Raw genomic sequence first — 15,776 nt, forward strand, 5'->3', positions numbered from 1 at the left:
GTGAAAATATGTTAAACGTGGTTTTCTACTTTCAAGTGCACCAGCCCTACCGGCTCAAACATCTGAATGTTTTGGACATCGGCAAGAACACGGACCATTTCGACGACCGCCTCAACGCCCAGGTGATGCGCAAAGTGGCGGAAAAATGCTATCTGCCCACCAACAAACTGCTGCTGGAACTGATCCGCAAGCTGGAGGGACGCTTCAAGGTGGCCTATTCCATCACGGGCACGGCCATCGAGCAGTTCAAAGCCTGGAGCCCGGAAACCCTGGATTCCTTCAAGGCGCTGGTGGACACCGGCTGCGTGGAGCTATTGGGCGAAACCTACTACCATTCCCTGGCCTTCCTTTACGACACCAACGAGTTCCTGGACCAGGTGACCCTGCACCGGGAACTGATGCAGCGGGAGTTCGGCTATTACACAGAAACCTTCCGCAATACGGAACTGATCTATCAGGACAGCCTTTCGGACCTGGTGTTCGAGATCGAGGGCTTCAAGACCATCATCACCGAAGGCGCCGAACGCATCCTCGATTGGCGCACCCCGCTCTACGCCTATAAAAATTACTCCAAAGACATCAACCTGCTGCTGAAATTCTATCAGCTTTCGGACGACATCGCCTTCCGCTTCTCGAACCGCGACTGGCCGGAATATCCGCTCACGGTGGACAAATTCGTGAACTGGATCGACCACCTCACCCTGGCCGAGACCGAAGGCCGCAACCAGTTCCTGAACCTCTTCATGGACTACGAAACCTTCGGCGAGCACCAGTGGGCTGATTCCGGGATCTTCGACTTCATGCAGCATTTCCCCGGCGAAGTGCTCAAGCGCCAGCACTTGGGCTTTGCCACGCCCAAAGAGACATACGGGCTGGCCAACTACCAGCAGGAAGGGCTGTCCTTCCCCACGCCGGTCTCCTGGGCCGACGCCGAGCGCGACCTCTCCGCCTGGCTTTCCAACGACATGCAGCACAACGCCATCGAAACCCTCTACCGGCTGCTGCAACTGGTGAAACAAAAAGGGGATCCGCAACTGCTGGAACTGGCGCGCAAACTGAGCACCTCCGACCATTTCTACTACATGTGCACCAAATATTTCACCGACGGCGACGTGCACAAGTATTTCTCGCCCTACGATTCTCCGGACCAGGCCTACATCTATTACATGAACGCCATGGCCGATCTCGAGGAAAGGCTGAGCTGAGGCCCGCGGCATGAAAGGCAAGATCATCATCCTGGAAGACGACCTGGTGCTGGCCAGCCAGATCGGCAAAGTGCTGAAGGCAAACGATTACTCGGTGCTGCATTCCACGAATTCGGACGCCTTTTTCGAGGAACTGCGGAGCTTCATGCCGGATGTGATCCTGCTGGATGTGTTTCTGGTGGGCAGCCGGCTGAACGGCATCCAGGTGCTGAAATACCTTAAGGACAACCTGGACTTCAACTACAAGGTGATCGTGATCTCCGGCGAGGTGAACACCGAACAAGTGCGCGAGATCCGGGCCAGCGGCGCTTACCACTTCATCGAAAAAGGCGCCAACTTCAGCATCAACCAATTGCTGCTGCACATAGAAAACGCCGTGACCCTCAAACGCCAGGAAGAGCAAAACCTGGACCTGCAGATCGAGTATCTGAACCTCAAAAAGCAGTTCACACGCACCTTTCCCTTCATCGGTGAAAGCGAAGGCATCTCCAAGCTGCGCAGCCAACTGATGAAGTTCGCCGAGGTGGACGAAGACATCCTCATCCTGGGTGAAAACGGCACCGGCAAAGAGGTGGCGGCCAACTACTACTACGTGAATTCCAAACGTTTCGGCATGCCCTTTCACACCATATTGTGCAGTTCCCTGAACGAATCCCTGATCGAGCGCGAGCTGTTCGGCCGGGAACGAGGCACGGAAGGGGGGCAGGACCGCGGCACAGTGGGCCTGTTTGAAAAATGCTCCGAAGGCATCCTCTTTCTGGATGAGGTGACCAACCTGAGCACGCAGTCGCAGGCCAAGATCCTGCGCGCGGTGGAGAACAAAGAGATCCAGGTGGTGGGCGGCGCGATGAAACAGGTGAACACACGCCTGGTTTACACCTCCAACGCGGAACTGAAGGCTTTGGCGGATTCCGCCCGCATTCGCCGTGATTTCTACTACCGCATCGAAGGCAACGTGATCCAAATCCCGCCGCTGCGGGAACGGGGCGACGACATCCTGCTGCTGATGAGCTATTTCATCACCAGCTATGCCAACAGCTACCATCTAAGCGAGCAGCTGGACCTGCAGGCACTGAAGGACGAACTGCTGTCCTATAAATGGCCCGGCAACGTGCGCGAACTGAAGAATTTCTGCCGCTTCATCAGCATCAACGAACGCGAGATCAGCAACAAAACCATCCTCAGGCATCTGCACAACAAGCTTCTGCAAAGCCAGGACGACGGGGCCGTGGGCATGGACCGCTACTTCCAGATCAAGAGCATCCGGGACAGCACCTCGGCTTTCGAGCGCGATTACATCCTGCATTTTCTGAAGGTCAACGACTGGATGGTGAGCAAAACCGCCCAGGTGATCGGACTCGAGCGCACCACCCTCTATAAAAAGATCAAGCAGCTGGGCCTCGCCCAGATGCTGGAAAACCACTGAAGATGAACAACAACCTCGGCCTGAAGATCGTGGCGCTGCTGATGGCGATATTTTTCTGGCTGCAGATAACCTTGGTGGCGCAGCAGGAAAGCAAAACCAGCCTGCCGCTGAAGCTGGTGAACGCCACCGGGGCCGATTCTTTGCGCCAGCCGCCCCCCAAGATCGCCAGCACCGTCCAGGGACGGGGCCTGGATATCCTGCGCCTCAGATATTCCCCGGCCCACATCCAGATGGAGGCCGCGGATTATTGGGCGGGAAACGCGGCGGACTATCTGGCCCTGGAGATCCCGGAAAAGCTGAATGTGAAAGTGCTGGGAGTGATGCCTCCCACCCTGGCGGAGCAACTGAGCCAAGCTGGCCAGGCACAGAAAAAGACCAGCCCGGAAACCAGCCAGAACGGCAAAACCACCGCCCAACCCGACGGAACCCCAGCTACCAAAGCCGCGCCTGAGGATCACGAACAACTGGAAACCAGGATCCTCACCGACCTGTTGATCACGCCGCCGGCGAAAGTGAAGATCTTCCCCGCCCGGGCCTCGTTAAAAGTGCGGGGCAAAGCTTCCCTTCTGGCCTCCCTGCCCGGAGGTGTGCGCGTTTACACAGCCGCCCAGCCCGATGCCGGAGGCCTGTATAGCGTCCGGTACGAAGTTCCGGAAGGAGTCACCGTGCAGGACATCACCCCCAAACAGGTGCGCGCTTCGCGATGAACCGCATCCTGGCCTTCGAATCCTCCTGCGACGACACCTCCGTGGCCATCGTGGGCGACAACTATGAAGTGATCTGCAACCTGGTCTCCACCCAAACCGATCACGCCGATTTTGGCGGGGTGCTGCCGGAGCTGGCTTCCCGCCTGCACCTGCAGAACATACTCCACCTCACGGAAGCGGCCTTGGGCAACAGCGGCCTGCGGCGGGAGGACATCGCCGCCCTGGCGGTTTCCATCAATCCCGGGCTGATCGGATCACTGATCGTGGGCCTGGCCTTTGCCAAAAGCCTGGCCTGGAGCTGGCATAAGCCGCTGATCACCGTCAATCACATGCTTTCGCACATCTTTGCCAATTTCATCGAGCATCCGCGCCTCCGCCCGCCCTTCCTGGCCCTGGTGGTATCCGGCGGACACACGGAGTTGGTGCATTTCAGCACCCTCACGGATTTCACGGTGGTGGGCAAAACCCTGGATGACGCTGCCGGCGAGACTTTCGACAAGACTGCCAAGCTGCTGGGGCTGGGCTTCCCCGGCGGTCCGGAACTGGACCGGGCTGCCCAGAGCGGAGATCCGGCCTTCCACAACTTTCCCCGCGCCCTCAAACGCAGGGACGACATGAACTTCAGCTACAGCGGCCTGAAGACCGCCGTGCTTGAGTATCTGGCCCGGCACGAACGGGAGTTTGTGGCCGCGCATTTGCCAGACCTCGCCGCCTCGATCCAGCAGGCCATCATCGACCCCCTGATAGGCAAATCCCTCAAATACGCCCTGGAACAGGGATTGGACACCATTCTCCTGGCCGGTGGGGTGGCCGCCAATTCCGCCCTGAGGAAACAACTCAGCGCTAGTGCCAGCGCGCGGGGCATCGAGGTTTGCATCCCTTCGCAGAAGCTCTGCGTGGACAACGCCGCCATGGTGGGGGCCGCAGCCATTCCCAAACTTCGGGAGGGCCAGTTCGCGGCGCTCGACGTCAACGCTTTTTCCACCAAGGGCACCAAGACCCTCTGAGCGCAAGCGGATGATGACACCCTCCGTTCCAAGATTGGCATTGACAGATAAGGCCCCCGCAGGTTTTGACTCTTGCCCAAAGCAAGAAAGGACAAGCTGATCAACCCATGAACCTGCACAAGATGCTCATCCGCCTACTCAAACTGCTCTTCGGTGATTTCAACGGAGTGCAGGTATTCCTTTATCCCATGACCTTGTTCTATTGGATAGACACGGACAGCTTTTTGTGGGCCTCCACCGGGTTATTCACTTCGCAGAAATACTTTTTCCCCCTGGTGGTCTTCCTGCTGGCCTTCATCTACGTGGCCTTTCTGGTGGTCAAGAACCACAGCGCCCTATACAGCGACCTGAGGCCGCATCCCGCCGCGGAAAAAAGGTCCTTCAACCTCACGGTGATCGGCCTGCACAAGCTGCTGCTGATCATTCTCTTCGCCGCGGGCATGATCTATCTGGTGGCGGCGTTTCTGAACCATTTCTACGGGATCGCGCTGCCACTCAAAGTGATCTACCTGGTGCTGGCCAGGCTGGTGTGCGTGCTGCTGATCCTGGGCTATGCCATCCGCAACAGCTGGACCCGGCCTTTCCGGGAACGCGGACTGGACCTGACCCGTGCCCTGGCGCTGGTGCGCAGGGAATATCACGAGCGTCAGGGCCGTTATCTGCTGCACGCTGTGGCCTATGTCTTGCTGGCCGTCATCTTCTCGGCGTTTTACAACCTGATCGTGCTGAACGTGTTCTACCTGCTCTTCAGCATCGTCGGTGTCTCGCCCAACCTCTATCTAGCGGTCACCAACGGTTTCCCGGCCCTGTTCTACGATATCCTGGTGATCTGCGTGGCGGTGATGCTCTCCAACCTGCTCTTCTCTCCGCTGGTGAAGCTGGGGGTGGACCTGGCCGAAAGGCTGCATCCGCGACGTTTTCAGACAGCTGAGGAGGCCCCGGTTGGCGAAGCGGACTAAGAAACGCGTTTCCCCCCAAGCCAGGCCCCGGGATCTGTCGCTCTGGCTCTATCTGCTCATTCTGCTGCTCTGCGCGGCGATCGTTTGGATGGTTTCCCGGCGGAATGACTCGGTCCAGGTTCCCACGGAGGAGCAGGCCACCCGCGGCGGGGAATTCGACCTGGACAAGCTGAATGGATCTCTGGAAGCCAAGTTTTCCCTGCCCCAAGGCGGAATCACCCGCTGGAAATCGCGCGGGGTGGAGCAAATCACCCTGCCCGTCGACCGCAGGAAAATGGACCTCAGCTATGCCAATTTTATCGTCAAGGGCGTGTTTGAGGCCCACGGCGCCGCTCTCAGCGCCGGCAGGGTGGAAAGTAGAGGGCAGATCCTCACTTTTACCCGGGGTGAAGATGAGTATGTGGTCAAACTCGTTTACGCCAAGCCTTCCAGCCAGGAATCCTCAGCAAAGAAATACCTGGCCATCGTGGTGGACGACTTTGGCTCGGTGGCTGACGAGATGCTGCAAAAGTGGCTTGACCTGCCCACCGAGGTAAGTTTTGCCATCATCTCCCGCCTCAGGCACAGCGAGGAAACCATGAACCGCGCCCACGCCCAGGGCCGCGAAACGCTGGTCCACGTCCCCATGGAGCCGATAGGCTATCCGCGCCAGAATCCCGGCGAAGACCCCATCCTGGTGCAAATGGACCAGGCCCAGGTGGAAAAGACCCTGCTGCGCCATATCAACTCGCTTCCGCTCTGCACTGGCATAAACAACCACATGGGCAGCTTGGCCACCACCGACAGCAACATCATGGGCTGGGTGATGGGAGTGCTGAAAAAGAAAGGCATGTCTTTTTTGGACAGCCGCACCTCCAACGTCTCGATCGCCTATCAGGCGGCCCAGAAAGCCCGCGTGCCGGCTTACCGCAACGACCTCTTTCTGGATTCGCCAGACATTTCCGACGCCAATCTGGAAACCAGGCTCCGTCTGGTGCAGGAGCTGGGGCAGCGCAAAAACACCGTTGTGGTGATCACCCATTGCCACAATGCCGACAAGCTGGAATATCTGAAAACTTTCATGAACCGGATCCAGGCGGCGGGTTTCACCCTGATCCCGCTCTCCCAAGTGGGCAAAACCGACGTACCCCAGATAATGTGAGGATAATGTGAGTTTCTTCAGCGCGGTCCTGTTGGGCATTTTACAGGGTTTGACGGAGTTTCTGCCGGTGAGCAGTTCCGGCCATCTGGTGCTGGCCCAGCACTTCTTTGGGATCGAGTCCGGCGGCGACGCCCTGTTTGAGGTCTTCCTGCATCTGGGCACTCTGCTGGCCGTGCTGGCCTTTTTCCGCCGGCGCGTCTGGGTGCTGCTGGTATCGCTGTTCAGCTGGAAGCGGACCCTGCGGCATGAAGCCCACCGCCGCAACCGCAACGTGATCCTCTACTTGTTCTGCGCCACCCTCGCCACCGGCCTGATCTACCTGTTGTTCGGGGACCTTTTCGAATCCCTTTACGCCAAGCCCCTGGTGGTGGCTTTCATGCTGCTGGTCACGGGGATCATCGTTTTTGTTTCAGACCATCTCCGCTCCGGCGACATCCCCGCCTCGAACATGGGCGTCCCGCGCGCCGTTTTCATCGGCCTGATCCAGGGAATTGCCATCATTCCCGGGATCTCGCGTTCCGGCTCCACCATCGCGGGTTCGCTGCTGGCCGGCCTCAAACGGCGGGACGCGGCGGAGTTTTCCTTTCTGCTCAGCATACCGGCCATCCTGGCGGCAAACTTTGTGAACTTCGGCCTCTTCAAACAACTTGGCTGGCCTGAGTTTGGCATCTATCTGGGCGGTTTTGTGGCTGCCTTCGCGGTGGCCTATCTGGTGATCGGCGGCCTGCTGGAACTGATCTCCCGGGCCAGGCTCAGATATTTCGCCTACTATTGCTGGGCGCTCGGCCTGATCAGCATCGCGCTGCTCCTCGGGAAACCCTGATGGCCATCGACGCCCTGGAATTTGACACCGTCAAACTGAGCCTGGGAGACAACTTCCTGCTCACCGGCGGCGACGCGTTCCTGATGGATACAGTCACCGACAGGGTTCGCCAGGAACTGAAGCAAAATGACGATGTGGACTTGGTGATCGTCTATGGAGATGAGGCCAGGAGTGCCCAGATCAACGATCTGCTGGACACCTACTCCATCTTTTCCAGCGCCAAGCTGATCCTCTTCCGCAATGCCGACCTGCTCAAAAAAGCAGAGTTGGAATGTCTGGCGAACTATTTTGCGGACCCTTCCCCGCAGCAGAGCCTGGTGATCACGGCGGAAAAGATCGACGCCCGCCTTTCCGGCTGGAAGAAGATCAAAGAGGCCTGCGAAACCGTCACCTGCGAACCGCCCCGCCATGGAGGCATGTTCGCGGCCTGGCTGGACAAGGCTTTGGCCCGTCTGGGCAAATTCATGCCCCAACCCGCCCGCTACGCTTTCACCAACCGCGTGGAGCTGGATTTCGCCAGCGCCAACAACGAGCTGCAGAAGCTGGCCCTGCTGGTGGGTGACCGCAAACAGATCACTGAAGCCGATGTGCTGCGTGGCATTGGCTCTTCCCGCGTGGGCACCCAGATCGCCTTTGCCAAGGCCCTCGGCGAAAAACAGCCCCGGGAGGCCCTGACCCTGCTGGACCGCCTGCTGGCCTCGGATCAGAAAGCCTTGCAGATCACCAGCCAGATCAACCGCGTCTTTCTGGTGATATACCACATCCTGCTTATGAAGGAAGCCCATCTCAGCCCCGCCGAGATCAGTTCCAAGCACCTCATGGAAGTTTTTGCCGACCAACGCAAATTCTACCTGGGTTTCGCCCAGAAATACACCCTTCCCCAGCTGGAAAAGATCCTGGCCATCCTGCTGGACACCGATTCCAAGCTGAAAACCAGCCAGGGCAGCGACGCCGTGCTGCTCACCACCTGCATCCTGAGGATAATGGAAGCCGCGTGAAAAACCTCGGCGTATTGCTGCACATCAGTTCCCTGCCCTCGGATTTCGGCATCGGCGACCTTGGCCCCGCGGCCTGCCAATTTGCCGACATCCTGGTGGAACGCGGCATCAAATACTGGCAGATCCTGCCCCTCTATCAAACCGGGTACGGCAATTCGCCTTACAATCCCATCTCCGCTTTCGCCCTCAACCCCTATCTGATCAGCCCCGACCTGCTCTATGAAGACGGCCTGATCGACCTGCCTGACCTCGACGCGGCCAGATTGCCAGTAACCGACCATGTGCCCTACGACGCGGTTTACCGCCTCAAGGATCCGCTCATCGCTAAAGCGGCGGATAACTTCCTTTCTGACATTGAGATATATGACTTCATCGAAAGCAACGCTTTGTATATGAAGCCCTATCTGTCATATATCACATTGAGCAAACTGTATGGCGACGACAACTGGCAGCTCTTCCGAGAGGAGCACCAGCACTATTCACCGGAACTCTACGCCAGCCTGTTCAAGCGCTATGGACGCCAGATGCTGCGTACGGCCTGCGCCCAGGCCATTGTGAAGGACCAACTCAACCGCCTCAAGGACTACATCAACGACCAAGGCCTGCTGCTGATCGGCGACATGCCGCTCTACCTTTCCTATCACAGCTCGGAAGTATGGGCAAATCCGCAGCTCTTCGATCTGGATGACGACGGCAACCGTCTCCGCGTGGCCGGAGTTCCGCCAGACGCCTTCAGCGAAAACGGCCAGCTTTGGGGAAACCCGCTCTATCGCTGGGATGTGATGCGCCAGGATGGCTTCCAGCTGTTCACCCATCGCATCCGCAACGCGCTGGTCCATCTGGACAAGGTCCGCCTCGATCACTTCATCGGCTACGTGAATTACTGGGCTGTGCCCCTGGCTTCTGACGGGACCGGGGAGCAGCCGGAACTCCCGGCCACGGCCCTGGAAGGAAGCTGGGAAAAGGCCCTGCCGGAGGATTTCTTTCCCCTGCTGCGGGCGCTGTTCCCCGCGGACCGTTTCATCGCGGAGGATCTGGGCATCCTCAACGCGGAAGTCTGTGCCTATCGCGACCAATACGACCTGCCGGGCATGATCGTGCTTCAGTTTTGTTTTGAGGAGAGTGTGCCCCAAGTGCGCGAATTCCCGCCCGAACGCTTCCTCTACACCGGAACCCACGACAATCCCACCATCCGCGAGTGGTTCGGCAACCTGGCCGAAGATTCACCCAGCCGCGTTAATTTGTTCCAGTTCATCCGGTCGAACGCTTCGCTCTTTGCCGGCCTCGGCTTGGAGGATGTTGCGGACATAGAGAGGTCCATCCACCGGATCATCTGCCTCATAGCCGAATCCTCCGGCTGCGCCAACATCATCATCCCCGTGCAGGACATCCTGGGACTGGATTCCTCCGCTCGCATGAACGTTCCCGGCACGGCCCTGGGCAACTGGCAATGGCGGCTCACGGATTTCGCGGAATTGCTTAAAACCCCCTTCCCCTGCGACACCTGAGCCTTTCCGCCAACCGCGCTCCCAGGCTCACATCCTCTTCACCATCACAAACATTGACAAATTCTCAGCTCTCAGCCAAGCTGCGCCATGCCATAAAAACCCAAGGAGTGGGATATGCTGCACGATCTGATCGTAAAAAACCGCAGTTACCGCCGTTTCGCTGAAAATCAGCGCCTCCGCCGCGAGGACCTGCTGGCCCTGCTAAACAACGCGCGCCTATCCCCCAGCGCCATGAACCGCCAACCCCTGCGTTACAGGCTTGTTTACACCAAGGAGGAATGCGATCTGGTTTTCCCCCACACCCGCTGGGGCGGTTATCTGAAGACCTGGCCCGGACCCGCGCCAGGCCAGCGTCCCGCCGCCTATCTGATCATGTGCCTGCCCCGGGAAGCCGGCCCGATGCAGTTCATCGATACCGGCATCGCCGCCCAGAGCATTCTGCTGGCCGCCGCTGAACAGGCTTGGGGCGGCTGCATGCTGGGTTCCGTAAACAAGGACGAAGTGCGGCGGACCTTCCGCTTGCCGGAAGAACTGGAAATAGCTCTGGTGATCGCGCTGGGCGTTCCCGCGGAACAAGTGGTGCTCGATCCCGCCCGGGCTGATGGCTCCATCTAATACTGGCGGGACGGCGAAGACATTCACCACGTTCCCAAACTGGACCTGGAGGACCTGCTCATCCCGGAAAGCTGATCCGGAAAGTCTTTCGCGCCTATCCCCCAAGCCAGCCTCCCGCGGCCTCTTACCCGGCTGTCCGGGAATTGTGAACTATCCCAACTAATACTGTCAAATTAACAATTTTCATCTTGACAGTTTTAAACTCTGGCCAGAGCATGAAATCCGATGTGCGGGACCAAGCCAGGCTTGGTCGATATTCTTATTCAACAATATGTTAACCAAAGGTCGAAGGAAGTATGGCCGGTAATGTTAGCCGCTTTTCAATCGCCAATATTGGGTGTTTTCCTCCCCACCAGACTGGGGATGGACCGCAAAAATTCCCTTCAGTTTCGAACCGTGTAGAATTTTGTCCACAATCGTGGGATGAAACCATTGCCATAACCCAATGATCCAAACAAGGAGAGATCATGAAACGTTTTTTATTTGTCCTGATCCTGTTGATAGCCGCGGCCGGGCTTCTGGCCCAAACCACCTACACCTGGACCGGCAGCACCAATCAAAACTGGAGCACATCGGGAAACTGGAGTCCCAACGGAGTACCCACCAGTTCGGATGGCGTGATCATCCCCTCAACCACAAACAAGCCGCACATCACCGCCAACTCGTTCTGCAACGGCATGATAATCCAGACAGGCGGCGAACTGCGGGTGCTCTCATCCTACAGCCTGACCAACGGCGGTTACTTATCCAACAACGGTACCCTGACCATGAGCAGCACCGGCGGAGTCTCGATCGCAAGCAACCTAGATAACTACGGGACCATCTCTGTGACGGGCACCGGCCCGCTTTCTGTTTCTGGAACTGCATACTGGCATCCGGGCTCTTCTACTGTGGACAGTGGTCTCACTTTATTCAATTTTTACGGTAACCTCACCATTTACAATGGGGCCGGATTCATCATGGACAGCGGAGGTAGTGTCAGCTTCAAAGGCACGGCGGATAGCCATATAAGAAATTACGAACCCACCACCGAGTTCGGATATCTGAACGCCGCAAAAACTGCGAGAACTGGCTACGTGAATATCAACTTGGACACCACCCAGCCGTTCAAGATCAACAACGACCTGGTGAACAACATCGGCAACAGGTTCTTTTGCAGCGAAGACATCGTGGTGACCCTGCTGGGCCACCTCCTGGACTACAACCTGGGCAACACTGTCGGAACCTATGGCATCAAATTCAACACCGGCACGCTCAAGATGGACGGTGCTTTCCAATACATCGACCTGCAGGGGCCGGGCTGTTGGCTTTACAACCTCATTTGCAGCGCCACCTCTGGAATTGTCTCAGAATACAACCTCACCCTCATTGGCAACCTCACCATCGAAAGCGGCTATCTTTCCGTGGACGGTTCAAACGACATCACCATCGCCGGCAACTGGAACAACCAGGTGGGGCCGGACGGCTTTGTCGAAGGCGAGGGCAGGGTGATCTTCAACAACAGCACCACCTGGCAAACTATCCTGAGTGATGAAACCTTCAACATCCTGGAAATAGACATGTACTCCGCCCTGCGCTTCACCAGCGGCAAGACCGTCACCTGCGCCCAGTACGACTGGACCTCCGGCGGCATAGACATGAACACCAATGCCACCTTCACCGCGAACGACCTGGCTGATGCCGGAATCTACGGGAAATGGTGGCTTACCGACCAGTTCGGTGCCATCAACGTCACGAACGAGAATGTGGACCTCAAGGGAGACATTACCATCAGCAACGGGTATTTCAACGTTTACAGCTCCGCTGAATACTCCACCTGGAGTTCCTATGACGATGCTTCCCTGGTCATGATTGGCGGGTACCTGGATTTCCACCAGACAGGTATAGCCGTTTACAACGTTTTGGGAAGCCCTGCCCCAACTTACCTTACCCTCAGCATCTCCTCGGGGTACATCAGAACCGAGGGAGATTTCGAAGGCACCTGGTCCGGCTTTGCCCCCACCGGTGGCATCTTTGTATTCTACGGCAGCTCAAACTCCCTGATAGAATTGCAACTCGGCAATTTCTACAACCTCACCATCGCCAAAACCTCTGCCACCGCCACTCTCTGGGGCAACGATTTCGACCTTGGCGGCTGGCTATACGTTTCCAACGGAACCCTGGACGCCAGCGGAATTCAGATCAGTTGTGCCACAGCCTTTATCTCAGGCCAGCTGATCATGAACACAAAGCTCGATTCCGCGGGCGATATAAAATGGTTTAACGACAGCCAACTCACTGCCGCCGACAACAGCATCATCGAATGCGGCGGAGACTGGATCGTGGAAAGCGGAGCCAACGTGCAGATCAATTCCACTTGCCAAGTTTTTTTCACCAGCACTGCTGACCAAACCATACAAATAGATGAAAGCAATCACACTATCGGCCAGCTCGATATCGGCAGGGACAGCTCCGGCGCCACCTACACCGGCGGAGTTTACTCGGTGGCCGCAACCAGCACCGCTGACCTTGACGTGCCGGGAAAGCTGACCATCCGCGCCGGTAACACCCTGGACCTTAATCAGAGGGGGATGAGCGTGGGTGATGATTTGGATATTTGGGGTACCCTGATGGTTGATTCCGGCGAAGTGGTCGTAGCTGATAACGGCGTTGTTTCTGGAGGGACCCTGCAGATAGACACCGGGTCCGTGACCATAAACGGCATTTTCTATTTCAACCCCGCTGGGACCATCAACATCAATTCTGGCACCTTCGCCCTGCCCAATTACAGCCTGGGCATTCCCACCAGTGCCGTGGTTACGCTGGTTTCAGGCACCATCAGATGCGGTACGCTGGACGTGTATGGCACTTTCCAGCCCACGGGGGGAACGGTGGTTTTCAGCTCCAATGTTTCCAGTACCTCCCAAGTCTTTCTTGGCCCCGGAAACTGGCTTCCCAACCTGACCATCGATTCCAACCGGACCTATCACCTCAGCAGCGATATCACCATCAAGGGCGATTTCACCCTCGATTTCGGCGCTTTGGACGTTCAGCACGTTTCCGGCTCACCGGTTTACAATATCTACATAGCCGGAAACTGGTGGAACAACCAGGGTCCCTCGAATTTCATTGAAAGGACAGGCCGCGTGGTCTTCAACGGTGGCGGTCACCAGTATCTGAACACCCCTGAAAACTTCAACATCGTGGAAGCGGACAAGAGCGGCGGCGCGATCCGCGTGAACTACGAAGGCGGTGAAGTGAACATCGCCCAATACGACTGGACCGCCGGCGCGGTGGACATGATCTCGGGAACGCTGAACATCAACGACCTGGCCGACAACGGCCTCTACGGCGCTTACTATTGCAATACCAACTGCGTTCTGAACATCACCGATGATACAGGGGTCAACCTCTTTGGGGAACTGCACGTCTATGGCGGTGAGGTGAACGTGTATTGCAGCAACCCCGCGGTGTTGTACTCCTACTGGCCCGCGGCCGCCACAGCCGGGATCGAGATGGATGGCGGGCGTCTGAGTTTCCGCGATAAAGGCATCTGGCTGCAAAACGGCTACGCCCTGGCTGTGGACATCACCGGCGGCATCATCTGTTCGGCCGGAAATCTGGTTGGCCGCAGGGATTATTTCGCCCCCGCCGGAGGCACCTTCGCCATGATCGGCTCCACCAACGCCACCATCGACATCGACTTCAATACCATCAGTTTCTACCACTTCAAGATCGACAAGGACCTCCCCTCGTCCACTGTGGAACTTGTTAGTGGTACATCTGTCCCCCTGATCTGCCGGGGCAATTTCACCGTTTTTCACGGCACCTTCCACATGAACCGCGAGGACCTGCGCTGCCACGGCAGCATCGGTATCTCCAACGGCGGCAAGATGTCCTTTGCCTCCTACAACCATGTCCGCCTGGCGGCCGATCAGACTTTCAGCGTCTATGCTGGCGGCATGGTCGACGTCTATGGCTCCACCGCCGAACAAGTGACAACCTTCACCCACCTCGACGACGGCTATTTCTACTTCAATGTCAATCCCGGAGGTGACCTCACCGCCCAGCACGTGTTTTTTGAATACCTCAACACCACCGGGGTTTACATCCGCGACGACGCCACCGTAAGCGGCCTTCACTACTGCACCTTCCAAAATGGAATCCCCGGAGGGGTGCTCTTCCGCGTGGACAACGAACAGGACCTGAACATCACCCACGCGAACTTCCCCACCTTTGCCGGTGCCGGCTCCCACAACGTCTGGAAATCGGTGAATGCGGGCACTGTAACCTTCAGCGACTACCTCGGCGTTTTCAGCGGAACCTACTACGAAGATGACCCCAACTATCGGATCCACTGGCTGGGAGCCAGCATGAACCTGCAGATCGTTAACGTAACCTGGGAACGTCCCGACGCTTATGTTTGCGCTCCCGCGACCGTAAGGGTGTATGTCATGAACACTGCCAGCAACACCATCGTTGAACCTTTCCGGATCGACTTCTACAAAAACCTCGCCTCCGCTCCCGCGGCCGGAGAAGTGGGCGACCTGTACCAGGAAATCCCCTCCCTAGACACCGGTCAGGTCAAGTATGTCACCTTCACCAACGTCAGCACGGATGTGGCGGAAACCTGGAGTTCCTGGTTCCGGGTGGACACCGACAATCGCATCGCCGAAACTGACGAATTCAACAACCTCTGGGGGCCGGATTTTGTTCAATGGCAGGCCTTGCCTGCAGTGGCGGACATCTCCATCGCGCCGGGGGCTTATCCCAATTACCTCACCGTGAGCTGGACCTATCCCATTTCGGTAAGCAGGTTCAGGGTTTACAACAGCGACGACCCCTACAGCTTCGTGGATTCAACCACAACCCCCGGCTTCTCCAGATCCTATAACGCGGCGACCGATCCCTCTCACTTCTTCCGGGTGACCGCGGAACGCGACCTGCCCTGATCCGAAAAGAACAATCCATCAAAAGCGGGAGTTCACGCTCCCGCTTTTTGTTTCCCGCGCTGGCGTTGAGCGACGGAGGAGCATCGACGACAACAATGCATATTGTCCTGACACAGCCTGTAGTCCATGCTCGCAAGCTCGCTGGACGCCAGGATGGCGAGGGAGGAGCATCGACGACAGCCACATATACTCCCAGACGACCACGCGTGCCATTTCAGCTCCGGCGGGATAATACAGTTGAGCCTGGATGCACCTATCGCCTTGGACGGCAACAGCTTATCGGTATATATCGCCCGTGATGGACAAATAAACCCGTAACTTTATACATGGTAAGACCTTTGCGTAATACCAAATAGTCCAGCTTTCCAGGATCTACTTTGTAGTTATCCACAATTTTTTCAAATATTCTCAACATGAACCCTGAAAAAGCTCAGTTATCCACACATTTTGCGCTTT

At 57.3% G+C, this 15,776-nt stretch carries 11 protein-coding genes; all 11 read left to right on the forward strand.

Annotated elements, in window-relative coordinates; genetic code table 11:
- Positions 1–8 precede the first annotated feature (8 nt).
- The 11 genes from LHW45_02575 to LHW45_02625 all read left to right on the forward strand — a co-directional run bounded on the left by LHW45_02575 (position 9) and on the right by LHW45_02625 (position 15,320).
- A complete protein-coding gene (locus LHW45_02575; GenBank protein ID MCB5284463.1) occupies positions 9–1,205 on the forward strand; it encodes a glycoside hydrolase family 57 protein in 1,197 nt (398 codons plus the stop codon).
- Positions 1,206–1,215: 10 nt separating this feature from the next.
- The gene (locus tag LHW45_02580; protein MCB5284464.1) at positions 1,216–2,631 is read left to right on the forward strand and encodes a sigma-54 dependent transcriptional regulator; all 1,416 of its coding nucleotides are present in this window, start codon (positions 1,216–1,218) and stop codon (positions 2,629–2,631) included.
- Positions 2,632–2,633: 2 nt separating this feature from the next.
- The gene (locus LHW45_02585) at positions 2,634–3,338 is read left to right on the forward strand and encodes a hypothetical protein (protein MCB5284465.1); all 705 of its coding nucleotides are present in this window, start codon (positions 2,634–2,636) and stop codon (positions 3,336–3,338) included.
- Entirely contained in the window at positions 3,335–4,345 is a 1,011-nt protein-coding gene (tsaD, locus tag LHW45_02590) for a tRNA (adenosine(37)-N6)-threonylcarbamoyltransferase complex transferase subunit TsaD (GenBank protein ID MCB5284466.1), read from the forward strand. The genes LHW45_02585 and tsaD overlap by 4 nt, the downstream gene beginning before the upstream one ends.
- Positions 4,346–4,452: 107 nt before the next feature.
- Positions 4,453–5,304, forward strand: coding sequence for a hypothetical protein (locus LHW45_02595; protein MCB5284467.1), 852 nt, complete (start codon positions 4,453–4,455; stop codon positions 5,302–5,304).
- Positions 5,288–6,445: a divergent polysaccharide deacetylase family protein gene (locus LHW45_02600; protein MCB5284468.1), complete on the forward strand. Its 1,158-nt coding sequence runs from the start codon at positions 5,288–5,290 to the stop codon at positions 6,443–6,445. The genes LHW45_02595 and LHW45_02600 overlap by 17 nt, the downstream gene beginning before the upstream one ends.
- A gap of 7 nt (positions 6,446–6,452) precedes the next feature.
- On the forward strand, positions 6,453–7,268 hold the full coding sequence (locus LHW45_02605; GenBank protein MCB5284469.1) for an undecaprenyl-diphosphate phosphatase: 816 nt from the start codon (positions 6,453–6,455) through the stop codon (positions 7,266–7,268).
- Entirely contained in the window at positions 7,268–8,266 is a 999-nt protein-coding gene (gene holA, locus LHW45_02610; protein ID MCB5284470.1) for a DNA polymerase III subunit delta, read from the forward strand. Before LHW45_02605 ends, holA begins: the two co-directional genes overlap by 1 nt.
- Positions 8,263–9,774, forward strand: a complete 1,512-nt coding sequence (gene malQ / locus LHW45_02615; GenBank protein MCB5284471.1) for a 4-alpha-glucanotransferase — start codon at positions 8,263–8,265, stop codon at positions 9,772–9,774. The genes holA and malQ overlap by 4 nt, the downstream gene beginning before the upstream one ends.
- A gap of 114 nt (positions 9,775–9,888) precedes the next feature.
- Positions 9,889–10,389, forward strand: coding sequence for a nitroreductase family protein (locus LHW45_02620; protein ID MCB5284472.1), 501 nt, complete (start codon positions 9,889–9,891; stop codon positions 10,387–10,389).
- A gap of 467 nt (positions 10,390–10,856) precedes the next feature.
- Positions 10,857–15,320 carry a hypothetical protein gene (locus tag LHW45_02625; protein MCB5284473.1) on the forward strand — a complete coding sequence of 1,488 codons (4,464 nt, stop codon included), beginning with the start codon at positions 10,857–10,859 and terminating at the stop codon, positions 15,318–15,320.
- The last annotated feature ends 456 nt before the right edge of the window (positions 15,321–15,776 follow it).

It is taken from the genome of Candidatus Cloacimonadota bacterium (genome assembly GCA_020532085.1).
GTDB lineage: Bacteria > Cloacimonadota > Cloacimonadia > Cloacimonadales > Cloacimonadaceae > Syntrophosphaera.

Excerpts from the sequence above, each read along its gene's own strand:
- holA (MCB5284470.1), top strand. The coding sequence starts at position 7,268 with ATGGCCATCGACGCCCTGGAATTTGACACCGTCAAACTGAGCCTGGGA.
- LHW45_02580 (MCB5284464.1), top strand. The coding sequence starts at position 1,216 with ATGAAAGGCAAGATCATCATCCTGGAAGACGACCTGGTGCTGGCCAGC.
- tsaD (MCB5284466.1), top strand. The coding sequence starts at position 3,335 with ATGAACCGCATCCTGGCCTTCGAATCCTCCTGCGACGACACCTCCGTG.
- LHW45_02575 (MCB5284463.1), top strand. The coding sequence starts at position 9 with ATGTTAAACGTGGTTTTCTACTTTCAAGTGCACCAGCCCTACCGGCTC.
- LHW45_02620 (MCB5284472.1), top strand. The coding sequence starts at position 9,889 with ATGCTGCACGATCTGATCGTAAAAAACCGCAGTTACCGCCGTTTCGCT.
- LHW45_02585 (MCB5284465.1), top strand. The coding sequence starts at position 2,634 with ATGAACAACAACCTCGGCCTGAAGATCGTGGCGCTGCTGATGGCGATA.
- LHW45_02625 (MCB5284473.1), top strand. The coding sequence starts at position 10,857 with ATGAAACGTTTTTTATTTGTCCTGATCCTGTTGATAGCCGCGGCCGGG.
- LHW45_02595 (MCB5284467.1), top strand. The coding sequence starts at position 4,453 with ATGAACCTGCACAAGATGCTCATCCGCCTACTCAAACTGCTCTTCGGT.